Origin of the sequence: Spongiivirga sp. MCCC 1A20706, from assembly GCF_046524175.1 — a bacterium.
GTDB lineage: Bacteria > Bacteroidota > Bacteroidia > Flavobacteriales > Flavobacteriaceae > Spongiivirga.
The window spans coordinates 135941-161954 of sequence record NZ_JBEFZF010000002.1 but is presented as its reverse complement, the minus strand read 5'-3'; the positions used below and the strand labels follow the sequence as shown (position 1 = coordinate 161954).

21 protein-coding genes are annotated in these 26014 nt (G+C 35.9%); 9 read left to right on the top strand and 12 right to left on the bottom strand.

The annotated features are described in order from the left end of the window. Nucleotides 1-40 precede the first annotated feature (40 nt). The 6 genes from ABN763_RS04800 to ABN763_RS04775 form a co-directional block, all read right to left on the bottom strand. On the bottom strand, nucleotides 41-2470 hold the full coding sequence (locus ABN763_RS04800; protein ID WP_410484296.1) for an ABC transporter permease: 2430 nt from the start codon (nucleotides 2468-2470) through the stop codon (nucleotides 41-43). A 55-nt stretch (nucleotides 2471-2525) separates the two neighbouring features. Further along, the gene (locus ABN763_RS04795) at nucleotides 2526-4916 is read right to left on the bottom strand and encodes an ABC transporter permease (RefSeq protein WP_410484295.1); all 2391 of its coding nucleotides are present in this window, start codon (nucleotides 4914-4916) and stop codon (nucleotides 2526-2528) included. Nucleotides 4917-5092: 176 nt separating this feature from the next. Continuing rightward, nucleotides 5093-5797, bottom strand: coding sequence for an ABC transporter ATP-binding protein (locus ABN763_RS04790; RefSeq protein WP_410484294.1), 705 nt, complete (start codon nucleotides 5795-5797; stop codon nucleotides 5093-5095). Next, entirely contained in the window at nucleotides 5794-6450 is a 657-nt protein-coding gene (locus ABN763_RS04785) for a hypothetical protein (protein ID WP_410484293.1), read from the bottom strand. Before ABN763_RS04785 ends, ABN763_RS04790 begins: the two co-directional genes overlap by 4 nt. Nucleotides 6451-6469: 19 nt before the next feature. Next, nucleotides 6470-7720 carry an efflux RND transporter periplasmic adaptor subunit gene (locus ABN763_RS04780; RefSeq protein ID WP_410484292.1) on the bottom strand — a complete coding sequence of 417 codons (1251 nt, stop codon included), beginning with the start codon at nucleotides 7718-7720 and terminating at the stop codon, nucleotides 6470-6472. Beyond that, nucleotides 7720-9078, bottom strand: a complete 1359-nt coding sequence (locus ABN763_RS04775; RefSeq protein ID WP_410484291.1) for a TolC family protein — start codon at nucleotides 9076-9078, stop codon at nucleotides 7720-7722. The genes ABN763_RS04780 and ABN763_RS04775 overlap by 1 nt, the downstream gene beginning before the upstream one ends. Before the next feature lie 279 nt (nucleotides 9079-9357). Here ABN763_RS04775 and ABN763_RS04770 point away from each other — a divergent pair, with 279 nt between their 5' ends. The 3 genes from ABN763_RS04770 to ABN763_RS04760 all read left to right on the top strand — a co-directional run bounded on the left by ABN763_RS04770 (nucleotide 9358) and on the right by ABN763_RS04760 (nucleotide 12704). Further along, on the top strand, nucleotides 9358-10725 hold the full coding sequence (locus ABN763_RS04770) for a sigma-54-dependent transcriptional regulator (protein WP_410484290.1): 1368 nt from the start codon (nucleotides 9358-9360) through the stop codon (nucleotides 10723-10725). Beyond that, nucleotides 10722-12071: a sensor histidine kinase gene (locus ABN763_RS04765; protein WP_410484289.1), complete on the top strand. Its 1350-nt coding sequence runs from the start codon at nucleotides 10722-10724 to the stop codon at nucleotides 12069-12071. Before ABN763_RS04770 ends, ABN763_RS04765 begins: the two co-directional genes overlap by 4 nt. 303 nt (nucleotides 12072-12374) lie before the next feature. Then, complete coding sequence (locus tag ABN763_RS04760) at nucleotides 12375-12704, top strand: hypothetical protein (RefSeq protein WP_410484288.1); 330 nt, start codon at nucleotides 12375-12377, stop codon at nucleotides 12702-12704. A 156-nt stretch (nucleotides 12705-12860) separates the two neighbouring features. On the opposite strand, the gene ABN763_RS04755 is transcribed toward ABN763_RS04760, so the two are convergent. From ABN763_RS04755 to ABN763_RS04745, 3 genes are read right to left on the bottom strand one after another with little or no spacing between them, the layout of a single operon-like run. Beyond that, a complete protein-coding gene (locus tag ABN763_RS04755; RefSeq protein ID WP_410484287.1) occupies nucleotides 12861-15446 on the bottom strand; it encodes a DUF4132 domain-containing protein in 2586 nt (861 codons plus the stop codon). Nucleotides 15447-15450: 4 nt separating this feature from the next. Beyond that, on the bottom strand, nucleotides 15451-15828 hold the full coding sequence (locus tag ABN763_RS04750) for a hypothetical protein (protein ID WP_410484286.1): 378 nt from the start codon (nucleotides 15826-15828) through the stop codon (nucleotides 15451-15453). A gap of 56 nt (nucleotides 15829-15884) precedes the next feature. Then, entirely contained in the window at nucleotides 15885-16892 is a 1008-nt protein-coding gene (locus ABN763_RS04745; RefSeq protein ID WP_410484285.1) for a helix-turn-helix transcriptional regulator, read from the bottom strand. A gap of 165 nt (nucleotides 16893-17057) precedes the next feature. On the opposite strand from ABN763_RS04745, the gene ABN763_RS04740 reads away from it, so the two are divergent. The 5 genes from ABN763_RS04740 to ABN763_RS04720 all read left to right on the top strand — a co-directional run bounded on the left by ABN763_RS04740 (nucleotide 17058) and on the right by ABN763_RS04720 (nucleotide 23201). Continuing rightward, entirely contained in the window at nucleotides 17058-18446 is a 1389-nt protein-coding gene (locus ABN763_RS04740) for an RtcB family protein (RefSeq protein WP_410484284.1), read from the top strand. Nucleotide 18447: 1 nt separating this feature from the next. After that, nucleotides 18448-18693 (top strand): hypothetical protein, encoded by a 246-nt coding sequence (locus ABN763_RS04735; RefSeq protein ID WP_410484283.1) that lies wholly within the window; start codon nucleotides 18448-18450, stop codon nucleotides 18691-18693. Nucleotides 18694-19717: 1024 nt separating this feature from the next. Further along, nucleotides 19718-20398, top strand: a complete 681-nt coding sequence (locus ABN763_RS04730) for a hypothetical protein (RefSeq protein ID WP_410484282.1) — start codon at nucleotides 19718-19720, stop codon at nucleotides 20396-20398. An 11-nt stretch (nucleotides 20399-20409) separates the two neighbouring features. Further along, nucleotides 20410-20946: a tetratricopeptide repeat protein gene (locus tag ABN763_RS04725; RefSeq protein ID WP_410484281.1), complete on the top strand. Its 537-nt coding sequence runs from the start codon at nucleotides 20410-20412 to the stop codon at nucleotides 20944-20946. A 1154-nt stretch (nucleotides 20947-22100) separates the two neighbouring features. Continuing rightward, a complete protein-coding gene (locus ABN763_RS04720) occupies nucleotides 22101-23201 on the top strand; it encodes a slipin family protein (RefSeq protein WP_410484280.1) in 1101 nt (366 codons plus the stop codon). A 118-nt stretch (nucleotides 23202-23319) separates the two neighbouring features. On the opposite strand, the gene ABN763_RS04715 is transcribed toward ABN763_RS04720, so the two are convergent. The 3 genes from ABN763_RS04715 to ABN763_RS04705 are packed head-to-tail and all read right to left on the bottom strand — an operon-like array spanning nucleotide 23320 to nucleotide 24863. Then, on the bottom strand, nucleotides 23320-24282 hold the full coding sequence (locus ABN763_RS04715) for a sodium-dependent bicarbonate transport family permease (RefSeq protein ID WP_410484279.1): 963 nt from the start codon (nucleotides 24280-24282) through the stop codon (nucleotides 23320-23322). Nucleotides 24283-24300: 18 nt separating this feature from the next. Then, nucleotides 24301-24591 carry a hypothetical protein gene (locus ABN763_RS04710; protein WP_410484278.1) on the bottom strand — a complete coding sequence of 97 codons (291 nt, stop codon included), beginning with the start codon at nucleotides 24589-24591 and terminating at the stop codon, nucleotides 24301-24303. 17 nt (nucleotides 24592-24608) lie between these two features. Next, nucleotides 24609-24863, bottom strand: coding sequence for a hypothetical protein (locus ABN763_RS04705; protein ID WP_410484277.1), 255 nt, complete (start codon nucleotides 24861-24863; stop codon nucleotides 24609-24611). Between the two features lie 90 nt (nucleotides 24864-24953). Between ABN763_RS04705 and ABN763_RS04700 the strand changes: the two genes are divergently transcribed. Next, on the top strand, nucleotides 24954-25871 hold the full coding sequence (locus ABN763_RS04700) for a LysR family transcriptional regulator (protein ID WP_410484276.1): 918 nt from the start codon (nucleotides 24954-24956) through the stop codon (nucleotides 25869-25871). The last annotated feature ends 143 nt before the right edge of the window (nucleotides 25872-26014 follow it).

The window sequence follows — 26014 nt, the reverse complement described above, 5'->3', positions numbered from 1 at the left end:
CGTTTTTGATGCTGAATCAAGTTCGGCTAAGTTTGATTGATTATTCTGTACGCAAACTCTTCACTGGGTTGGCTACTGCAGATTTAATGGATTGAAATCCTACAGTAAACAGTGTTATGATCATTGCTGCTCCTCCGGCTAAGGCAAAAACCCACCAGCTGATGTCTATTTTATAGGCAAATTCTTCTAGCCATTGATTCATTAAAAAATATGCAATAGGCGATGCAATTACGAAAGCAATGACCACTAACTTCACAAAATCTTTAGTGATTAATTTCACCACACTTTGCACGCTGGCTCCTAAAACTTTTCGAATTCCTATTTCCTTTTTCTTTTGTTCGGCGATGTACGAAATAAGTCCTAATAAGCCCAGACAACTAATTAAAATTGCAAGGAACGTAAACACCTTGGCTATCTTACTAAGACGTTGCTCTTCAGCAAACATTTTCTGTACATTATCATCAATAAATGTATATTCAAAAGGAGCGTAGGGATTCACTGATTTCCAGCTTGTTTCTAAATTCGACAGCAAAGAGGCTAAATCTTTTGTTTCGGTTTTTAAAACCACCCAGTTGGGTTCATCTTCATAAAACAACAGCATGGGTTCTATACTTTCTTTTAGGCTTGCAAAGTGATAATCTTCTACAACGCCTACTATTTCATATTCGGTACTTTGACCTTCATAGCTTTGCACCAGTTTGGCACCGGCGGCTTTATCAAGCGGAATATTAAAGGCATCAATGGTCGATTTATTTACTAATACTTGGGTACTGTCGTTAGCGCGAAGCCTTCTACCTGTTAGCAAAGGAGTGCCTACCGTATTGAAGTAATTTTCAGATACTCCTGTATAATGCACAAGTGTTTGCTGCGAAGGGTCACCACCGGGAAGATGCATCCCTAAATCGCCCAATATAAATTCTGAAGGGTAATGATTACTCCCTGTAACTTCTGAAACACCTGCAACCTTAGAGATTTGAGTTTTGATAGCATCGTACTTATTAGAAAGCTCATCTGTTCCTAAACGAATTGCCAGTAAATTCTCTTTGTCAAAACCAATGTCCTTAGTTTGTACATATTTTATTTGCTGAGAGACTATAATTACCGTCGTAATGAGCCCAATAGAAACTATAAACTGAAAAACAACTAGTGCTTTTCTGAAGTTTCCATTAGAAGACTTAAGGTTCACCACACCTTTCAATACCTTGATCGGTTTTATCGATGATAAAACAAGTGCCGGATAAAAACCGGCTACCAATCCAGTAATCACCCCAAGTACCAAAAGCGCAATAAGGATTTTGACATTTAGTACATCCATTATAGTTGCACTCCCCTGAGTAATTTCATTTAAAAAAGGAAGCAGAATAATGGTCAGTGGTATTGTGATTAATGTCGCAAAAAGTGATAAAAACAATGACTCGCCTAAAAACTGTCTCACCAAAGAGCTCTTTTTTGCCCCAACGACTTTTCTTACACCTATTTCTTTACCTCTTTTATTGGCTCTTGCGGTGCTTAGATTAATAAAATTGATACATGCAACTACCTGAATAATCAATGCTAGTATCAACATGATATATAGCGTTTGAATATTGGACACTTTGTCTATTTGGTTGGCAATTCCCTTTGAGTATAAATGAATTTCAGTTAAAGGGTGTAAGCTTAGTCTCTTATCGAACCCCACTTGTGCCAAATCTTCAGCACCACGCTCTTGCAAAAATGCCGGAAGTTTCTTTTCTAAAGAGACTTCGTTTGCACCGGGAATTAGCTTTACATATGAATGAGTGAAGTTTTGAGTCGCATAATTATCTTCATTACGCACAAACTCTCCTAAGCCAGGAGAATTCATCGTTAAAACATAGTTTGGGTTCAGATGTGTTTTTCCAAAATTTTCATCAAAAACACCTTTTACAGTTACGTTCATTGCGTTTTCGCCCGCCCCCAATACTAGTACTTTGTTCAGCGATTTTTCATTACCAAATATCTTTTTTGCCAGTTCTGATGATAGAACCACTGAACTTGGCGATGACAATGCATCTTTTGCTGTTCCTTCTATAAGCGGATAGTTAAAAATATTGAAGAAAGTAGAATCTGCTACATATCCTCTGGGCTCATAATAGCCTGTATTACTATCTGCTGCTCGCATTAAACTTTCGTTTCCTTCACCGAAGTAAACAAGTCGGCAGGCTTCCGCTACCTCAGGAAAATCTTCCTTCATCGCAAATGCTATTGGAGGTCCGCTAGTAGCTGTATGCGTATTTTGTACAATTTCACCACTCATATTAATATGAGTTTGTATTCGGTAAATTGAATCTGCGTCTGCATAATGTTTATCGTACCCCAATTGACCGGAAACATAAACTAATATGCATAAACAACTAAGTGTTCCAACGGTTAGACCTAATATGTTTATGAACGACTGAAGCTTATTTTTTACTAAGTTTCTCCAGGCTACTTTAAGATATATTTTAAACATAACTAATTCGTTTTTTGATGCTGAAACAAGTTCAGCTTTTTGATTGATTGATTGATTACTCTGCTCGTAAACTATGAACAGGGTTAGCTAATGATGCCTTAACCGCATGAAAACCAACTGTTGCTAAGGCTATGATTGATGCTGTTATTCCTGCAAGAACGAATATCCACCACTGCAGATCTATTTTATAAGCAAAATTGTCTAACCATGATCGCATCGCGAACCACGCAATGGGCGCAGCGATTAAAAATGCAATCCCTACAAGTTTCATAAATTCTATTGAAAGTAAATTCACCACGGTGCTAACGGAAGCACCAAGTACTTTACGAATGCCTATTTCGCGACGGCGTTGCAACATGCTATAAGCAGCAAGGCCCAATAAGCCAAGGCACGAAATGAATATTGCCAATACGGCGAAATTGACAAATATCTTCCCAAAACGTTCATGAGTTCTGTATTGCCTGTCAAAAGCTTCATCTAAAAAATAGTAGTTAAATGGGTTTGTTGGCAAGACCTCATTCCATTCTTTCTCAATACCAGCCATCGTTTGGGCGATATCATTTGAGCTCACGGTAACGGATAAAAAATCTCCCCCTGATGGCGAAACCGTAATGCTCATAGGGTTAATGTTCTCCTGTAGTGACTTAAAGTGAAAATCTTGAACCACACCAATCACTTCTCCTTTTTTCCCCCACTGAGAAAAACTTGCCCCCAGCGCATCTTCTGGAGAGGCATAACCCAATAGCGCTACTGCTCGTTCATTAATAATCATTGAAGACGTAGAGTCTTTTGCAAAATCTTCAGAGAATGGTCTTCCTGCTAAGACTTTTAAGCCGTATTGATTCATAAAATCATAGTCAACAAAGAAAGCATCGATATGCACCACCAACTGTTCATTGGTGCTATCTTCAATTAATGAATATGCTACATTGCTTTGAACCCCGGGAATACTAGAGGTATAACTAGTTGATTTTATCCCTGGTATTCTATTTAATTTTTGCTGAAGGATTTTTCTTTCCGGCACATAACCGGTTTCTAAAACAACGACATGTTCTTTATTAAAACCAAGTTCTTGATTACTCATATAATCCATTTGCTTATAGATTACAATCGTACCTATTATCAACGCAATAGAAATGGTGAACTGGGCAATTACCAATCCTTTTCGTAATAAAATACCTCGAGTTCCGGTTGAAAAATTACCCTTTAATACATTAACTGGCTTAAAAGAAGAAAGTACAAACGCTGGATAAATTCCGGCAAGCGCGCCAATTAACAATGAGGTTATAAATAAGGCCAGTATGTAGTTTGGATTTGAGAAAATTCCCTCACTAATTTCCTTCCCCACTAGTTCCTTAAAAGCTGGTAAGGCAATAGCCGAAAAAACAACTGACACAAAAAATGCTAATATCGCTATGATAATTGATTCGCCTATAAACTGTCTTGACAGTTGGCTTTTTTCTGCACCAATTACTTTCCTTACTCCAACTTCTTTTGCCCGTTCTACCGATCGGGCTGTAGTTAAATTGATAAAATTAATACAAGCGATGAGCAGTATAAAAATGGCAATTATTGAAAAAATATAAATAGAATTCATGTCACCACTCAATCCTTGATTACGATTAGACCGCAAATACACATCTTGAAATGGCTCCATTTTTAAGGTAACCAACGATTTATCTTGACGCATTTGGTCCCCGGTATGTTTCTCTAAAAAAGCAGGAAACTTCGATTGTAGTTGTGCCACATTTACATTGGGGTTTATCCGGACATACGCCTCGGGATCATAAGTTCCCCACATATCATTTATGTTGGTCATGACCCCATCAAAATAAGTAGAAAAAGAAATAAGTAACTCCGGTCGAAAACGTGAGTTTTGTGGTGCCGCTTCCATAATGCCGGTGACCGTAAAACTTAAATCATTTATATCTTCATTTTTTATTTTTAAGGTTTTGCCTATGCTGTTTTCAGTACCAAAATATCGCTTTGATGTCTCGGGGGTTAGTACTACAGAATATGGTTCTTTTAAAACAGTTACTTGATCTCCTTGTATTAGGTTATAATCGAACATGTCGAAAAAAGTGGCGTCTACAGCAACTGCATTTTCCTCTTTAAATTTTAAATCCCCATTTCGAACCGCCAAGGATAGACCCATTACGCGAACGGCGTCTTCTATTTCTTCAAAGTCATCTTTTAAATGAGAAGGAACGGCCAGTGCTGGGCGATCAATTTCTAAAACATCATTTGGGACTTCGACATCAGCTATTAAACGATAAATATTATCTTTTTTAGTATGGAAAGTATCATAGCTTAGCTCAAAACTGATGTATAATACAATAAGAAACGTTGCGCTTAAACCTACGGCAAGCCCGATAATGTTAATTGCAGAAAACCCTCTTCTTCTCCAAAGGTTTCTAAAGGCTATCTTGATATAGTTTTTAAACATAACTGACTCGTTTTTTGATGATACTGAAACATGTTCAGCACAAGTGGTTAATAGGTAAAAGACTTACAAGGTTTATGGTTGTGGTTGATTGATTTTTGATTGATGATGTTTAGATTTTTAAAACCTTGTAAGTCCTGATTTAATTGGTTGATTGATGTCTTTTTTAAAAAACTGCGCTAGGCTGATGGAGCCGCAGCTGCAAATGGTTTGTTCTGACTTTCTGTTACAATTTGTCCATCAAAAAGGTTGATCACTCGGTGGGCGTAATGCGAATCACGATCAGAGTGTGTTACCATTACTATGGTAGTCCCTTCTTGATTAAGCTCGGTTAATAAGTTCATTACCTCAATTCCGTTTTTAGAATCAAGGTTTCCTGTTGGCTCATCAGCAAGAATTAGCTTAGGGTTAGTTACCACAGCTCTTGCAATAGCCACACGCTGTTGCTGCCCTCCAGATAACTGCTGCGGAAAATGCTTTTCGCGATGTGCAATTTTCATTCGCTCAAGGACCTTAAGTACCTTCTCCTTGCGCTCACTTTTTTTCATATTTAAATAAATAAGTGGCAACTCTACATTTTCAAAAACCGTTAATTCATCGATTAGGTTAAAACTCTGGAAAACGAACCCAAGATTTCCTTTTCTAATTCCTGTACGCTGATTTTCTTTTAACCCACCCACTTCATGATTTGCAAAATGATAGGTTCCTTCTGTAGGGTTATCTAACATCCCTATAATATTTAGCAGGGTAGATTTCCCACATCCTGAAGGTCCCATAATTGCGACAAACTCGCCTTCGGCCACACTTAGGTTTACGTTGTTAAGCGCTAAAGTTTCAACTTCTTCGGTTCTAAAACTCTTTTTTAAGTTCTTTGTCTGTATCATTTCTTGATTGTTATGAATTCTAAATCTTTAAATTTTCCTGCTGAGTTAAAGCCGGTCCAAAGCCCAACTTTATGTGATTTTGTCTTGGTAAGGCGTTTAACTTTAAGTGAGGGTGTTTTTGAATCATTTACAAAAACAGTTACATAGTTCTTATCAATATCAATTATTGCCTTAAACCATTCGTCTGGATTCGGCGGATTTACTATTTCATTCTCAAACTCACCTGTTCGCTCTTCTCTTAATTTTTTCCAGGTAAACTCAGGATGGTATATGTATTGAACCATATGAGATTTTCTTATTTGTTCTTTAGCAACAAAATTGAATGGGCGAAAATAAATTGCTTCGTACACGGAGTCATTTTGAATATTAAAAGCGAAGCCTACAAAACTTCTTCCTGGTTTATTCTCTCCTTTTATTGACAACATCAATTTGCCATGTTCAAATGATTGATCTTCTAATATACCGAGACCATCTCCTTCTTGCGCATTAAACACTATTGCATCGCGGTTTTTTTCATCCACCTGAATATCTCTGTTAACAGCACTAACTTTCTTTTCATTTTGCTTCTCGCCTATATTTATTGATTGGGATATAACGCTATTCCAATGCAACAACATTAAAAATGATACTATTAAAAACTGACCTGATTTCATTTTTTTTATTTTGCTTAGCTTATTTTAAAACGATTCGTTCTGCATCACCAAAGCTATCGTAACCTGATGTAATTACCTGTTCGCCAGCCTCTACTCCTTCCAACAGCTCATAATATCTTGAGTTTTGTTTTCCTATTCTAATAGGTCTTTTAAAGGCTTCACTTCCAGCAGCGTCTACTACAAAAATCCACTGACCACCGGTGCTTTGAAAGAAGCTTCCCTTTGGTAATAATAAAGCTTCATTAGACGCCCCTAGCTGTAATTTAATATTGTAACTCTGACCCGTACGGATGGTTTCTGGTTTATCTGATGTAAATACAAGATCTACTTTAAACCTCCCGTTTCTAACTTCCGGATACACCTTACGAACTCTTAGCTCATATTCTTTACCGTTTCTTTCGAAAGAAGCATTTAATTCGCGCTTTACTCGATCAATATAATGTTCGTCAATCTCCGCCTCAATTTTGTAATTGGTCAACACATTCACCTGACCTATACGTTGTCCTTGACCAATATTTTGCCCAATTTCTGCATCTAGAAACCCTAGTTGTCCATCAGCAGGAGCACGAACATTTAAATGGTCGAGTCGTTCATATACCATAGAAAGTGTTTTCTGCATTCTGTCAAGATCGGTATCTAAACCAGCTAATGACGTTTTACGTAATTTATCATCTTGTTCTGTTTGAATTTTAGCAATTTCGTATTGCTTTTTCGATAGTTCATAGTTTTCCTTAGCAGTCAAATACACTTCTTTAGAAATCAATTCTTCATCGAACAAGGTTTTATTTTGATCGTACGCTCTTTTGTTTCTTTGTAAATCGTATTCAGCAGTCGCTAATGACCGTCTTCCCTCCACCTGTCTAGAATCAAAATTCAATTTGGTAGAACGCAGGTCATTCTGCTTTAAGGCAAGGTTACTTTCGCTGGCCAAAATCTGCTCGTATAAACTACTGTTTTCTAATTTTAATATAATATCTCCCTTTTTCACCATCGCGCCTTCTTCGATCAATTTTTCACTGACGCGACCTCCTTCATAAGCATCCATATAAATCGTGCTAATTGGCGCAACCGACCCATTAATGGTGATATAATCATCAAACTTTCCGAAGGAAACAGCCGCAATAGACACCTTTTCTTTCTCAGCTCTATAGGTAGATCCTGAACTTCCTGAGGCCAATTTCCACACGGTGAACAGCACAAGAGCGGCAATTCCTATATATAAGTAGTGCTTTGGTCTAAGTCCTTTTTTCTTTTCTATTTTTATGTCCATTACTTTGTATTATCAATATTAAACACCGGTAGTCCGTTGTAAAAATCCAACGTACTTTTATTTACTTTTAATCGCAGGTTTACCTGCAGGTTTTCATTTTGCGCTGTCGCAAATAAGTTTTTTGCTTGATTAAGTTCAATAGCATTTATTAAACCTTTTTCATAGCGTTTCTGTGCGATTTTAAAAGATAGCTCTTGTGATTTTACACGCTGCGCACTTTGATCAGATTCGGTTGTCAATGCAGCACCGTCTTGAACTAATTGTTGTATAAGTTGAAATAACTCTTGCTTCTGCACCTCATAGTTATTCTGAGCCCTCATCAATTCCACTTTTTGTTGCTTCACTCTTGACCTTCCCGACCAGCCATTACTGATAGGAATATTAAGTGCAACCCCAACAAATTGTGAAGCATTATCCGTAATCTGAGTATTAAATGGTATAACGCTACCATCATCATTCGTATTGGTTTCGAAATAACCGGTACCATAACCGGCAAATAATCGCAACGAAGGATATAAATTTCCTCTTTCAACAGCCAGTTGCTTTCTAGCGGCCTCTGCTCTTAATTCTTGCGCTTTTACAATGGGAATAAACCCTTTAGCGTTTGTAAAAATAGAATCTTGATCAACGACTTTTGCCTCATTACTTTGGTCTGGGTCATAAGCAGAAATACTATTTATTTCTATGGTAGATTGACCCTCTAAGTTCATTTCTTGCATTAAGGTAAGCCTTGCTGTTTTTAATGTATTTTCATTTTGGGTAACTAATAATTTATCTGCCAATAAGGCTGACTCCGCTTCGTACAAATCAGCTCCTGCTCGTTGTCCTAATTCAACTTGCCTCTTTACCAGATTGTAATTTGTTTGTGATACTTCAACTTGCTCTTTAGAAATCTGAAGTAGGCCTTCCATGAATTGGATATCATAAAACGCTGCCATTACTCTAAAAGCGAGTAGGTACTTTTGTTGTTGCACCTCTTCTTGGGTCGCTTTATAAATGAGCTTCGAAGCCTTAATAGCGTTTAATTTTTGAAACCCTCTAAACAAGTCTAAATTAGCATCTACCGAATAGTTGTTCGAGAAAAAATCGGTAAATACAATGGCGTTGTTATTCGGGTCAATCGATCGGCCATATCTTACAAAATAGTTAGAGGATGCATCAACTGTTGGTAATAAATTTCGAACTGATTGTCTGTATGTCTCTTTACCAGAGTCTTTGTTGAATTCAAAATCCTTTAATTGCAGGTTATGCTCGAGAGCATAAGAAACACAATCATCCAAACTCCACATTTGCTGAGAATACCCAACATTGATTGTTAGTAGGGTAAGGATGATCGTGTATAAATACTTACTGTTCATTTATTGATTGTATATGATGCCAAACTATATACTATCGCCGTGCCACAAAATTATATTGTTGATTATCAGTCTTTTAAATATTATTTGTTTTTGGGTTTTATTATACTGTGTAAAAATTTTATACAAATAGTGTCTATTTTTTTTACAGTTTTAAAAATTGCTGCGATAAGAATTGTAGTTTTAAACAATCGATACACCTTAAGCTCCTAACTGATATTGTCTCGATAGGAATTGAGAGGAAAGGAGCTCTTCCTGCCGGTGTCAGAAAATGATGAAAATATGCAAAAAGCGAACATATTAATTGTAGACGATAATAAAAGTGTTTTGAGTGCACTTGAGATCCTTCTTCAATTTGAATTTGAAAAAGTTGAGGCAATCTCCAATCCAAATCAGATATCATCATACCCTAAATTAGAAGAGTTTGATATTGTATTACTCGATATGAACTTTTCTGCAGGGGTCAATACCGGAAATGAGGGTTTGTTCTGGTTAAAGGAAATCAAGAAAAAAGCTCCTGGTATTTCGGTAATTATGATGACTGCTTATGGTGCGATTGATCTTGCTGTTACTGCAGTAAAAGAAGGCGCATTGGATTTTATTTTAAAACCCTGGAAAAATGAGAAACTATTACTGACTATTAAGTCGGCAATTGAACTCAGAAAATCTAAAAAAGAAGTACAACAGCTTAAAAGCAGCCAAAAGAATTTAAAACAAGTCATCAATCAAGACAGAAATTTAATTGTCGGCAATTCGAAAGCATTGCATGATGTGCTGAATCTTGTTCGAAAAGTAGCGAGGACTGATGTAAATGTTTTAATCACCGGAGAAAATGGAACAGGAAAAGAGCTTATAGCTAGAGAATTACACCGCGAATCAACCCGTAAAAAGGAGGTATTTATCGGAGTTGATATGGGGTCGATCTCCGAAACACTTTTTGAAAGTGAATTATTTGGTCACACCAAAGGCTCTTTTACCGATGCAAAAGAAGATCGGGCAGGAAAATTTGAAGCGGCGAATTCCGGAACGTTGTTTCTTGATGAAATAGGAAATTTATCATTACAAACCCAAGCTAAACTACTTTCGGCTATTCAAAACCGGTCGATTGTTCGTGTAGGATCAAACAAAAATATTCCTGTTGATATTCGGCTCATTTGCGCTACCAATTGCAACCTTCCTGAAATGGTTTCAAATGGTATTTTTAGAGAAGATTTATTATACCGTATCAATACCATTCACATTGAAGTGCCTCCTCTTCGAGATCGCGAAAATGACATTATTGTACTGGCAGAATTCTTCTTAAATAAGTTCAGTAATAAATATGGCAAACCTCAGCTAAGGATGAATCAAACTGCGCAAGAAAAATTACTTGGCTACCGTTGGCCTGGTAATATTAGAGAGCTTCAACATACGATGGAACGTGCTGTAATTCTATCTGACGGAAATGTACTGAAACCAGAAGACTTTTTATTAAGTCCTTCGAAAAATGATATACCCGATAATAATCCCGCAACCTTAGATGAGATGGAAAAACAAATGGTCAAAAGTGCACTACAAGCTCATGACGGGAATTATAGCGCTGCAGCTGATCAGTTGGGTGTTTCCCGACAAACCTTGTATAACAAACTTAAAAAATGGGGGATGTCATGATTGGAGAAAACTTTTACACGCGAATTACCATCCGAGTGCTATTTATGGTCGTTACTATATTTTTAGCCGCCTATTTCTTTACTAAAACAGAGTACTTATTTGTAATCATATTGTTGGCTGTAGTGATCGTGCAAACGATTTCACTTGTTAAATATATTGATAGTACTAACCGAAAAATCGCCTATTTTTTTAATGCTATTAAAAACGAAGATTTTACACTAAAATTTCCCGATCAAAAAAATGTGACCAGTTTCAAGGAACTAAACAAAAGTATTAATCGCCTTAATTCATTAATACAAGAAGTTCACATTAAAAAGCAAGAGCAGGAACAGTACTATTTAGAAATTTTAAAACAAGCGCAAATAGGGGTCTTAACGCACAATGACAAAGGCCACATTTTATTTGTAAACCCTAGAGTTGAGCAACTTTTAAACTATACTCCTTTAAATCACATTAAACAGCTAAAAAAAGTTGACAATAATCTGTATGAGTTGTTTGAAGAAATGAAACCTTTTGAGCGAAAAGTGTTTCAACTTACCAATGAACGCGAAACTGTGCAATTAGCTATCAAATCGACTGAGATTAATGTAGACAAGCAGTTGCTTCGATTGATTACTGTTCAGGATATTAAAAGTGAGCTCGAGGAAAAAGAAACCGATTCTTGGATAAAATTAATTCGGGTGTTAACACATGAGATCATGAATACGGTCGCGCCAATTACTTCAATATCAGAATCGATATTAAACTATTTTAAAGTTGGTGATGACACTACAACCGTTGAAAACTTTGATCAAACTAAACTAGACAATACAGCAAAAGGGCTAGGTGTAATTAAAGATCAGGGTAAAGATTTAATGAATTTCGTACAATCGTACCGTAGTTTTTTAAGCGTCCCTAAACCTGATAAAAAAATAATTTTGGTAAAAGAACTGCTTGAACGAATTAAAATGCTTGCCATTCAGGAAGCCGGTTTTAATAAAGATGCTTGTACCATTACCAATCACCATCCGGAATTAGAGCTTTTTGCTGATGAAAAGCAACTTTCGCAAGTGCTTCTCAATCTTTGCAAAAATGCCATACAAGCAATGGCCACAACAGCAAACGCACAGCTTCATATTGAATCGGGAATGAGTAGTGAAGGCTACAAATTTATTACCATTAAAGACAACGGGCCAGGAATTCCGCAGGATGTTTTAGATCAGATTTTTGTTCCTTTTTTTACAACTAAAGAACAAGGTACTGGTATAGGTTTAAGTCTATCTAAACAAATTATGCAGTTACATGGAGGAAGTTTAAATGTGTATTCTATACCTAATAAAGAAACTGTGTTTAGATTGGTGTTTTAATAATCTAAGCATAACAGAATCAATCTTTTTTTAACATGGCTAAGAATAAAAATTGCATTTTCTGTACTAATTTATTTTAAAATCATTCTTCTTTTTCAATTAAAGCTAAAAAGAACAACATTTTCTTTATTAAATCACTGTTAATCTTTATGTAAGCAATGATTGTTACCTAAATATTAAGTCGAAAAAAATATGCACTTAATTGATATTTTCACTACCATTTGGTAATGAATGATATCCGGTTGTAAACATGGTCATGAAGTAATTTTGGTGTGTAATTAAAAACCTTTAAAACTTCAAATCATGAGAAAGTTAACTTTTATTATCCTTGTTTCTTTGGGATTACACATTGCTATCGCTTCTGACGACGCTAAGCCCGCAGAACAATTAAGAAACGAAATCGTTAAGTTATTGCAATCTCCAAGAATGGAGCTAGAAAATAATGAAGCTCAGGCAGTAATTAGTTTTACAATTACTACTGAAAGAGAGTTGGTCGTACTTTCTGTTAAATCAGAAAACAAACTAATGGATAGTTTTGTAAAAGCAAGATTAAACTATAAAAAAGTAGACTACAATGTGATTGAAAATGGTCAGGTCTTTCGAATTCCTTTAAAAATTGTCATAAAAAACTAAACCATCTAGCCACATAAAAAAAGACGCCAACTGCATTCAGTTGGCGTTTTGCTTTTTAGGCACATAAATTAGGTTAAGATCCGCAAGAAATTTTTAGATATACGCACATCATAGGAGTTTGGATCTTTAAAATCAGAAGTTTTGATAGCCAAGCTTTTATTTTTTGATTTGTCTCGTAATAGTAGGATCAATAATCGTATCATCTTCTGCCAATAAAAATGCCTTACTGAGAATTACCGACAATCCTCGATCTCCTTCAAAGGGTAAATACAATTTGTCTGTTGTATTTTTAACACCGGATGGTACTATACATAAATACTGGTCATTTGGTTCCATGAGAATATTGGTACTTCCTATGTGTATTTTATACGTACGAAGTTTTCCTTTTACCCTCAAAAACCGGCCTTCTATGGTACTTACATCTTTAATTTTGAGCCTAGGCACTAAGTTTTCGAGGATTGTTTTTCTGGTTTTTGCAACTTCCGTTAAATCGCCAAATGAATATGATTGCCAGTAGTCCCTATATTGGGGTAGCCCTCCATTATCTTGCCATTCGGGATCATTACCTACACTGCAAACTCCAACAAAAAGGTCGACATCGCGCATAATTTCAGAAAAGACTATTTTCGGAACATCAATTAAATCCAAAGGCTCTTCACCCTTAGTAAAACGGACTTGATCTGTACTCATGTATAATAAAATCCCAGCATCATTTATTTGACCATCATCATAAATTTCATTGGTCCAATATTCCGCAGTGAGGTTCCATTTATCCAGGTGCTTTCTTGCGATACAATCTGACCCATGATCCCAAGCGCCAATTAATTGGTATTGCCAGTTACGAAGCTTGGCTAGCGTATTAAATTGATGCTGCTTAACAATATGAGAAGCCATCCGATTGCTATAGGTTTTTGTATTTACCTCGGCAGGAGTCAAGATGTAAATTTCTCTAAAGGCTTGTTTTAGTGGTTGAACAATTTGATGATCGATTAACAACTGTCTCCAACGTAATACCTCATCAGTTTCAGCATAGATAGGATGCCATAGTTGAAACGTACAGTTGTTATCAATAAAATCAACTTCTTTGTTATATTGATCAACCCACTTGTTTTCAATCCATATTGCATCAACACTTTTTTCTTTCTTAGAAATCCTCCAAATTAGCTTTCTAGCAATGAAAGAGACCAGACCATGATTGAAATAATATTGATAAAACGCTTCATACGAAATCTCTTTTTCTTCAATAAATAAATCATCCAATCGATCTCGCTGCGAGGTCACAAATTTTTGAATCTCCTTTATCTCAGCTTTGGACTTTTTTAGCCTATTTGAAAGTGATTTATTGCTTTTTACAAATGCAGGAATTGATTTTTGGATTTTACCATCCGGTTTAATCCAAGCATTGGCGACTTTACCGATGCGTTCAATTTTAATTTCAAAATTGTAATCGTCAAATACAACTATTTTATATCCGTTTTCTAAGCCAAACTCCGGAACAACAGTTTGCTCTATATCCGACTTACTCATACCAAGCTTGTTCGAAAGCTCTACAATGTATTTTTCAATCAGTTTCTTAGTTGATGTTTGTTTGATTCGCTGTTTTAAAACGGTCAAATGTCCAATACCCTCAGTCCCTTTGGTATTTGCCAACACATAAATACAAGCATTGCCAAGAGCGGCAGCAGTAGGACCCTCTCCTGGAATTTTTTTAAAGCACTTTTCAGTCAACTTAGACAATAAAGCAAGCGATTTACTATCATGAAATTTGACCATGGTCCAAACCAGCCCCTTTAAAGTATTTAGGTTACTCGCATCAATAAACTGGTATGTATAATAAAACTGTTCCTCATTTTGGTATGTATATGACTGGGTTTTTCTGACAGGGTCAAGATCGATCACTTTTTCGCACAAGGATGCTATAAACTCTTTATATACTTTATAATTTTCCTTTGATAAAAGCTCGTCCGTCTGTTTTAGAAACTTTTTGGTGGGTTTAGAACCTGAAATCTTTATACAATTATGTAAAACAGGATGTAGCACCTTTTGTAATGAATCGCTACTTTTTGCTAATTGCGTATTGGCATATTGACCAAACTCATCTTTTCTAAATGAAAATGGATTGATCGCTCCCTCTTGGCCACTTACAGAAAATAGTATTTCTTCAATTCGTCTTTTTACTTTTCCCAAATCTGATCCATAATATGATTTTCCAGCATCAAGTTCAGACCATGTTATCATTTCATTTAAATACTTTTTCAAAGTATCACTACAACCAGATTTTTTAACATGACGATCTAGTTGCTGCACTAAAAACCCTATTGGCCAATACGACAAGTCATTTCGTTGATGAAACTTATTCTTTTTAAAATACGATAAGTAGTACATAAATTCCTCTTCTGTAAGGTCCAGATTAGACCGAAACAGTAGCGGTAGTAGCTCTTGTTCTACTAAAAAAGCATCATTTTCATATTTTTTAGGATAGGTGCGCATTCCAGAATTTCGCTTCCCAATCCTAACAATATCTTTAACTAGCCAATTAACAAACTTTTTCTTGTAGGCCGTATTAGCGGTTTTGAGTTTTTTGTACTCAGAAAGTTCCCCAAACTTCACATCATACACTGAAAAGTAATTGCTTTGTTTAGATTTTTTAATCTCTCTTATAATATCTGTCACAAGCCGGTAAAACTGGTGATCAGTTTCTGATGCAGGGTCTTTAAAAAGTTTTTTGAAAATCTCTATCATTGTATTATCCTCCAACTAAAGGCGTTAGTTTAACAAAACTAATTTCGGTGTTTTCATTAATGGTAACTTTTTCATCTATTTCGGACAATTGATGGTCATTCACTAAAATGAAAAAGCCGTTTTTTTGGAAAGCATCCAAAGCAACGTACACCTGTTTTTCGACATCTATTGGTTTAAACTTTTTATCGTTTAGTTGTTGTTCTCGATTAGTCGGCTGTACCAAACCTTTAAAAACATTTGCAGCTCGGCTGTTATAGTTTTCTACTTCTTGAGTAACTCTCGCTTTGATAATATCTTCCGCGGTAACCGATTCGTTTAGATCAACCTTAATCTGATTTTTGGTTTCTCCTGAAATGGTTTGATCAATTATTGTAACTAACATGACGAAAATTTTTGATGTAAGTTAAGTGAAATTGGCGTGCTCCAAGCTGCATCTACTTAATATTTTTCCAAGGCTCGCTCCAATTTCTTCCGAATTCGTTTTCTTAGTTGTCTTGGTTGCAAAACTTCAATGCTATCACCAAAACCAAGTATCAATCGCTCTAATTCAAAATTAAGGTGGACTTTCATCTTAAAAACAATTCCGTTATCCGGGGTTTTTTCTACCAATTCTTGTGAGCTATGGAATGGTTTCGTAAGCACGTATGGTGCGTTTTTATGATCGACTTTAATAACAACTTCCTGCAGTTGTTCTTCATTAAGCACTGTTACTCCAATGGTGCTTTCATAGTAAGAATCCCCATCAAAATCCTCTTTCAAAAATGGGATTTCAAGATCATAGTCAATAGAAATTATTCGGTCTAAAGCCAAGGTAATAATAGGCTTGTCAGCCGCATTTTTACCCACTAAAAACCATCGATTGTTAAACTCCTTCAATATAAAAGGATGAAATATTAATACGGATGGATGTCGTGCCTTAAATGACTGATAAGATATTTTAAGAACTAGTTTTTTCAAAATAGCTTGGTATAACACATCCAAATGTTCTAGTCCTTTCAAGCGTTCATTTTTATCTAAATGAATAATTGATGATTGATGTGTCTTCTCAGTATATACCTTATCTTCCAAACGTTGTATAATGCCACCTAATTCAGAAAACAATGAAAAATCTTTAAATTGTCTTAACATTTCTACGGTTTCAGATAAGACGTTCATATCATTTTCCGTAATTGGGATATCGGTAATAGAATAATTTGGATGTTCATAGCGATAATATTTTTTCTCATACACCTCTATAGGTGCATTGTATCCTAATTTATCACTTCGCATTAGCTGGATATCCAATTGAACAGTCCGCTTACTCACATTTACTTCTCTACCTTCATATTCGTACAGCGCATCGGAACAAGCAGTGATCAAATCGTCTAAAGTCCATTTTCTGTATATATTTTGAAGGCATTTGTCGATTGTTTTATATCGGATGAGTGCATTTTTGTTAAGAGCCATTTTTAATATCTATATTACTAACACAATGTAAAAGTACAACTACGCAAAACTATTGCGTACATAAAAATAACATTTGTATTGGAATTATGAATAAGTCAATTTATAAGACTTTACAAGTAGTGTCCTGCCGAACTTGGAGTCGGCAGGGCTTATCAAAACAAGAAAATGAAAAATACAATACATATAAACGGACAAACATTGATCGATCTTGGTTACAAGCCAGGTAAATGGTTTAAGGACGCGATAGAGCATATCAATACGCATCAATTAAACGGGATGGCAATGTTAGATTATTTAGAGCAGTTTAAACTGCCTCCTGAAATGGAATTGCATGAAACACAAATCCCATTTGCCGTGAACATAAAAGCGGAAAATGAGCTAGAAGAGTCCAATGTAAACACCGTAATACAATCAATGGAAACTTTAATGAAAACACCAACATTAGTAGGTGGTGCGATAATGCCAGACGCTTGTCCAACTGGTTCTAAAGGTACAATCCCAGTAGGAGGTGTTGCGGTAGCTAAAAATGCCATTCATCCAGGAATGCATAGTGCCGATATATGCTGTAGTGTGATGTTGACTGATTTTGGTAATGCGAACCCTAAAGATGTTTTAGATGCAGCTCACGAAAGCACCCATTTTGGCCCAGGAGGAAGAGATCGAAACGATCAATATCGTTTTCCAGATGAATTATTGAAGCAATTTGAACATAATTTTTTGCTAAATGATGACAACCTGATCAAGGCTGCACGTGCCCATCTGGGTACACAAGGTGATGGGAATCACTTTCTATTTGTTGGTAAATCAAAAGCGACGGGAAATACGATGTTAATCACGCATCACGGTTCTAGGGCGCCTGGTGCGAAATTGTACAAAAAGGGAATGCAGATTGCTGAGCGGTTTCGAAAGGACCTATCTCCTAAAACGCTCAAACAAAATGCATGGATTCCTTTTGACACGGAAGAGGGACAACAGTATTGGGAGGCTCTTCAAATAATTCGTCAATGGACAAAGACCAACCATGAAGTGATTCATAATGCAAGCCTAAAACGATTGCATGTAGAAGCACAAGATCGATATTGGAATGAACATAATTTTGTGTTTAAAGACGGTGATTTGTTTTACCATGCGAAAGGAGCAACACCACTTGATGCGAAGTTTATGCCTGATATTACAGGTCCACGTTTGATTCCATTAAATATGGCAGAACCAGTGTTAATCGTTCAAGGTGATACCACAAATACGAATTTGGGATTTGCCCCACATGGTGCAGGTCGAAATATGAGTCGAACACAACATAAAAAGAACAAAGCCCATCAAACCAATGATGAGGTTTTTGCCGAAGAAACTGCGGGATTAGATGTCCGTTTTTTCTCGAATGAAATTGACGTATCTGAATTGCCAAGTGCTTATAAAAATGCTGAAGCCGTAAGAAACCAAATGGAAGAATTTGGCTTAGGAACTGTTATTGATGAAGTCATGCCTTATGGTTGTATCATGGCGGGTGATTGGGAAAAGAATGCGCCTTGGAAGAAGCGAAAAAAGAAGAAATAATATGAGCTATTCAAAACAATATGTAAGACACTCAAGTATAAGTTCGGAAGAAAAGCTATCTAAACGGCTTGGTTTGTATTGGAATAAAAATGAACAAGATTGGGAAATAGTTGTATCCGATTTTCAAAGGATAGAAGAATTTCTAAAACTATATAAAAATGAACTATCTGATGATAACGAAAAATTTACTCTAATGGGTTTGATCGTTTCTTCATTGGATGATGGTATATCTGAATATCCCAACTAAGCAAAGAAAAATTGGGATGTCTGTAAAACCATTCTTGTTAAGGAATGTTTCTTGCATTTTTCAACTATTCATTATTGGAGTTTAATTGAAGATGAAACTGAAGAGGAGTTTTCAATTACACCATTTATAAAAGAGGTATGGAAAGAAGTAAAACATAATTTTATGGAGTAATAAAATAAAAACACCATATTTGCACCAACAAAAATGAAAACAATACAGAACCATAGCATTGAACGTAGGGCATATTGCCTGAACGATTTTCCATCAGTAAATACAGATGGACAAGGATGTTATAGTACTATATTAAAACGAAGTTGAATACAAAATAAACCAACCATTATAGTACTAAAGCGTCCAATTTCTTGGACGCTTTTTTTATGGGTTGCCAGATCGGGAATCCATTTTGATGCAATAAAAAATAAAAAAATATCGAACGAAGAATAACACATAAACAAGCAAGCTTTTGGGTCAAGTAATTGATGGACAAATGGTTACTAAAAAAGCGATTATCTGCTATAAAGCGGACAGGATTTCTATTGCCCATTTTTAATTTAACTACCTGAAAATCAACAAATTAAATTAAAATTTTATTTGGATAATTGAAAAAAGGATTTCATATTTGCACCGTTGAAAATTCAACAACAGGATGAGATCCCGCTATGCAGTGGGATTAGTTCAACAATCAATTTTGAATACGCCAAAAAAGGCTTTTCAAAACAGTGTTTCACTAAATTAAAAACGAAGTCATGCGATTTTATCACATACAAGAAAATGACAAAACGTCAAGATCGATACTTCGGCACCTTCCATAACCAGATTCTCTGGTAGTAGAAAGTCCGAAGTGTTCCAAGCGAATGTTTCGGACTTTTTTTATACTCAAATTTTAAAAAAGTAGTGCTCGTAGTAAAAAACAAGCCAGACAACTCATGTCAAAAATTTAGGCTTTTGAAAGTGTCTCTGGGTTTATAAATCAGTCTAAACATCAACATAAAAATTAGATAATACAAATTTTAGAACGGTTGTAATGAAACCGAAACACAAAAAAGAACAGCTCGAAAATCAGATTCGAAATGATTTAAAACGGTTGGGAGAGCTTCATTGGAGACGCAGAGATCTGGGCTATATCGAATTAGAAAAACCAATACGAAACGGTTGGTTTAAAGAAGCGATTATTGTTCGGGAGGTCGAAGCGTACAAAAATGAAGATGCGATAAAAGAGGTTTATAAAATTTTAGAAAAACAAGTCTGGGGAAGAACAAAGGACGAGGCGAACGAAAAGTGGTTGGCGATGACGAGTAAATATATTTCAAATAAAAATTTACCCACCATTAGCCGTAAACAATACAACCGCTTGAGCGATGCAGCTAAACGACTTTGCGTTCCTTTTAAGTATTACAATGAGAAGAAAAAACTTCGATTACGGTTTTATGTAAATCTGCCTCTGGGAAGTTATAGGATAAAATTTACCCGAGCCTATGTGACGCATAGCAAACGAATTGATCCTTTAATAGAAAGTGAAATCGATTTGATATGGCAGCGATTTTTAAAATCAGGATTTTATGAAGCTCGCGAACGAGTGGATGGTTGGAAAGACTATTGGAGTATAAATCAAAAGAGAAAACGAAGAAGAATTGACGAGCAAAAAATAAGAACGCTAAAACAATACCCGATTCATCAGCTTTTAAATGATGAAATCGAGTTTTAAATGATAACAAAATGGAAAATTTAATACATAACCCATATTTATTTAAGGCGTTGGCAGCCTACCCCTATGATTTAGAGGAAACGATGGAGGCATTGAATTATGCATTATCATATGACGATCAAAACGTACAAGCCCTTTGTTTATTAGGCAAAGTCTATGCTAATGATTTAAATGAATATGAATTGGCAAAATCATGTTTTGAAAAGGCCATGGCGAGCAACTTAGAAAATCCAAGTATTTATCTGGATTATTTATACACGTTAATCCGAAATGAAGATTTAAAGGAAGCTCAAAAATTACTAGACTTTGCAATGAAAATTAAGGGAGTTGACAAAGTATATTTGATGTTGATACAGGGCCAGCTTTTTGAAGTACAAAAGCGATTTAAAGAAGCTTTAGTTCAATTCAAAAAGGCTAAAAAGTCGGCTTTGAACAACCACTTTAAGCGCTTTGTTAATGATGAGATAAGCCGAGTAAAAGAGAAGTTGGGGGCTAAGAAAAAAAGAAAGCCCAAAAAGAAGAAGAGGGCAAAAAAAAGTAGCCTTTAACTCCCCTTTCTTAAGCAAAGCTGAATTTGAATTCATTCCCATCTTTATTAAAGAGGGAAGCTTTAAAATGGTATCTATAGTGTACTGGCTAGCACGAGAAGTATATCTTCTAAGATGAACGGGTTCGATTCCCCATAGATACCAATAATTTTTAACTACGCACAATAATTGCGTAGTTAATGTAGAGGTTTGTGGTGTTGTTAGGGTAAACCTAAGCTGGTAAAGGGTTTACTAGTATTCCCTGCAGCAACGAGGAGTGTTGCAGGGATTTTGAAAAAATGAAAAAGTAAATCGTGATTGCGGGACATAAGAGATTCCCGCCTTCGCGGGAATATATCAAGTTAAGTCCGGTTAGGTGTTTCGGTATAGCACCAATGTATAAATCATTGCAGTTTTTGTATGATGAATTTATATGCAACGAGGCTTGATACCTAGACTGTAGTTAACAGTCACTGTCAATAGGTCGTGGGTTCGAATCCCACTCTCAATCCATTTTTGAGATAGTTCAGTTTGGTTAGAACAATTGAAGACTTGCAGGTTCGAGTCCTGCTTCCGAAAAATCGGAATGGCGAAATTGGTAAACGCACCATATTAAGGATATGGCAACTTAAGCTGACCATCTTGTAAAACTGGTCTCCAAGCCACGCTGGGCATAAAACAGCAAAAAAGAACAGCATTTGTAACTCGGTTTTTTAGGTTAAAGCACCTTAAAAACAGTCTTGAAAATGCCTGAAATAGCCATTTTATTGATGGTTTAAGCAATTACTTTTTAGTATGCGGCTTTGCAAACGATATAGGGTTTTAATTTGATATCAGCTGCCAACTCAACTATTAAATACTGATTGTAGCGATTATACAAAAAATGAGATTTCCGCGATGGAAAGATGGGTTATTTATGCTGTTTTTAAATTAAAAAAGCGACCGGCGAAAGCCTGTCTGCAGACAGGCAGGCCCGACCATGATCGAGCAATTAAACAAGTATCATGGAAACGCCCAAAAATATGACATAGCCTCCGTTACAGCGCATGTCTTTGTCAAGATTATGTATTAGAACTTCGTTAAGAAGGTTGAAAATGAAATAGATTTTCTAATACTTAATCTTGGCTTTATTAATGTTGAACAGGTTTGAATTATCAAACCAAAAAATGAAAACGATGAAACGAGTAAGAATTAATGCAGGAAACATTGGTTTAGTTTTTAAAAGAGGTGATTATCGTAAGTTAGTTAAAGCTGGTACGCATTGGCTGCCATTGAATAACTCTGTGATGATATTTAATCTTGCTAAACAATTTTTAGCACCCATTGCGATTGAACTCTTATTAAAAGATACGGAGTTGGAGGCCATGCTTGAAGTTATTGAAGTTAAGGATGGTAACATTGCATTGCGTTTTGAAAATGGTAATTTTAAAGACGTGCTTACCGCTGGTAGATACTTTTTTTGGAAGGGGCTTATTGACCACAGTTACGTAATTGCAGATTTGAACAAAATTTACATTACCGAGCAGATTGATAAGACGACTTTGAGTACCTACAAGGTCAACCAATATGTGCGCATGTTTGAGGTTGCCGCTTACGAAAAGGCCGTACTTATAATTGATGACAAATATGAAAAAACACTTGGGCCTGGTGTCTACAGGTTTTGGAAAAACAGTACATCAATTAAAGTTGCAAAAGCCGACTTACGTATGCGACAATTAGAAATTGCTGGTCAGGAATTGTTGACAAAAGACAAGGCTGCAATTAGAATGAGTTTGTATGCACAATACAAGGTTATCGATATTGAAAAAGCTTTGTTGAGCAATAAAGATTACGAAAAGCAATTGTATGTTGCTTTGCAATTGGTATTGCGTGCCTACATAGGCGGATACACCTTGGACGAATTGTTGGAACAGAAAGAAGGTATTGGCAATGCCGTATTGGAAACTGTTAAAAAAGACATCGCAAAATTAGGTGTTGGCGTATTGAGCATTGGTATTCGAGATGTCATCCTTACGGGTGAGATGAAGGATATTATGAACCAGGTGCTTGTTGCCCAGAAAAGAGCACAGGCCAACGTCATTACCCGACGAGAAGAGACTGCTTCTACCAGAAGTTTGCTAAATACAGCAAGGCTTATGGAAGAAAACGAAATGCTCTTCAAGTTAAAGGAAATGGAGTATGTAGAAAAAATCGCTGATAAAATTGGTGAGATTAGTGTTACCGGAAACGGTGGTGTAGTCAAACAGTTGAAGGAGATTTTTTCGGTGAATAAATAGATAAATGCGTTGACGGTTGTTAACGCATTTTTTAATTTATAAAAAATCATATGAAAATAATCCAACACCAATTTTCATTAATGCTGGATTATAAAACTCTACTAAATATGAATAAAACTTAGGTCATTTGTATTACCTGCAAATACAATGGCATGCCTAACGTAATATTAAAAGGGAATGTAATGGCCAAAGCCATTGGTAAATACAAACTTGGATTTGCTTTGGGTGCGACTATGCGCATCGCTGCGGGCACTGCTATATACGAAGCACTTGCTGCTAAAATGGCCAGCAAAAACCGATCTCCATCCTGTGTTAAAAATGATCCTGAGGCACTCGCTATCATCAATCCATTGATACAGGGTACAATAATGGCAAATAACAATGCGAACCAACCTTTTTTTAGAAATGCCCCTATTTTCTTTCCGCTGGTAATACCCATGTCTAACAGAAAGACCGCTAGAAAACCTTTAAAAATATCAGTAGTAAAAGGTTTAATCCCCTGGGCTTGAGCGTCATTCGCCATAAATCCTATAATTAAACTACCCAGTATTAATAAAACACTACCGTTAGTAAGGGCGTGTTTTAGTATCGGACCCATGTCTTTACACGATTTTTTGCCGTTGGCATAAAATCGCATTAATAATACACCTACAATAATTGATGGAGCTTCCATGAGTGCCATGACAGCTACCATGTGTCCTCCAAATGAAATACCCTCCATTTCCAGAAAACTAATAGCGGTAACAAAGGTAACTGCACTTACTGAACCGTACGCTGCCGCAATTGCACCGGAGTTTTCAACACTAAACTTTAAACGTAAAATATAATAGGTATAAACTGGTACTAAGGCTGCTAACAAAAGTCCCGCTACAATCGCCCATACAATGTCTGCGCTAAAAGCGCTATGGGCTAACTCCTGTCCGCCTTTAAAACCAATAGCAAACAGGAGGTATAACGAAATAAATTTAGAGGAATTTGGAGGAATTTCTAAGTCACTTTTTACCTGTGATGCAAATAATCCCAACACGAAAAAAAGTAGTGCTGGGTTGGTTAAATTATCAACCAATAAGTGTAAATCCATTCGTTAATTGATCGCTATTTAGTCGACAACTTCTATTTCTAAAGTGCCGCTAATTCTTAAGTTTTTCCCTGAAGCCTTTACTTCTTGAAAAAATTCAACAAATTGTTCTCGATCCCTGTGTAATTGAGCTACACGACCATCGTCATAACTCGTATCGCTATTTTCATTTCCTTCACAAACGGAAAGTCTATGCAACTTATGAAAGTTGATCTTTTCTCTTATTAATGCATTGACCAAATCGAGTGCTTCAATGGCACTAAACTTACCCTCGACTAATTTTACCTGATGTTGAATGTCTACTGTTGTCATGATTTTATTGTTTTTAATTATTTCTTGTTGTTAGCCAGCGCTAAAAATGTCACGATACTGGTTATTATCCCTACTTTAACCAAGTTCCAAAAAAGAACCGTGCTTAGGCTATAAGCAGATAGCAGTGAAACTAAGAAGACAATGGCTAGAAGAATGATAAACATAATTCTAGCGTACTTGACAAGTTCTTTTAACTGTATGCTTATTAATAAAACTCCCGCTGTTTTGCGCAAATGAACTGTTTTATTCAATGTGGATATTAACTGTGTCATTTTATGGTATGTTCAAATTCTGAGCAAAGGTTAAACAGAAATTTCATATATTTTTATTTATATTTATTATTATATACATAAATATTATTTATGAATTATACGTTGCACCAGCTACAAGTATTCATTGAAGTGGTAAATAAAAAGAGTATTACCAAGGCTTCAGAAGCACTGTTTTTAACACAGCCTGCTGTATCGATACAACTAAAAAAATTTCAAGACCAGTTTCCTTTTCCCTTAACCGAGGTAATAGGAAGAAAGCTATACGTCACTTCATTTGGAGAGGAAATAGCCCATTTAGCAAAGAAAATTTTGAATGATGTTTCTAGTCTGGATCATAAAACCAAACAATATCAAGGAAAACTCGCAGGAAAATTATCGATTTCTGTAGTTTCTACCGGAAAGTATGTTATGCCGTATTACCTATCAGGCTTTGTGCAAAAACACAGCGGTATCGATTTTAGCATGGATGTTGCCAATAAGCTTAAAGTTGTTAATGATTTAGAGAACAATCTAGTGGACTTTGCATTAGTATCTGTTTTGCCCGATCATATTGAGTTAAATCGGTTTCCGCTTTTAAAAAACAGTTTGTACTTAGTTGGGGGTAGCGAACTTGAACGAAATAGAAAAGGAACGTCCTCGTTAATATTTAATGAACAACCTTTATTGTATAGAGAACCAGGATCGGCTACCAGAAATGCGATGGAAACATTTATTCAAGGAAAGAACTTTCCTGTCTCAAAGAAAATCGAACTAACCAGTAACGAAGCACTCAAACAAGCAGTTATAGCGGGCTTAGGATACTCAATTATGCCTATGATCGGTATACGAAACGCTATAGATATGGGACTTATAAAAGTGATCCCTTACAAAGGTTTACCCATACATACTCAATGGAATTTGGTGTGGTTAAAACAAAAGAAGCTCTCACCTGTAGCTGAAGCATTTCTTGATTACTTACAAGAAGAAAAGGATGTTATAAAGGATAAATACTTTAAGTGGGTACTCTAAAAAACAATTTTAATCAATCGTAAAAAACGAAACAACACCATTTTTTGGAGTCAAAGAGCTATAAAAAGCTAGTTAATTTTCGTAATTTTATTCGGCGATTGAAAACTACCATTCGTCGACACTAAAGCATCTATTCACCGAAA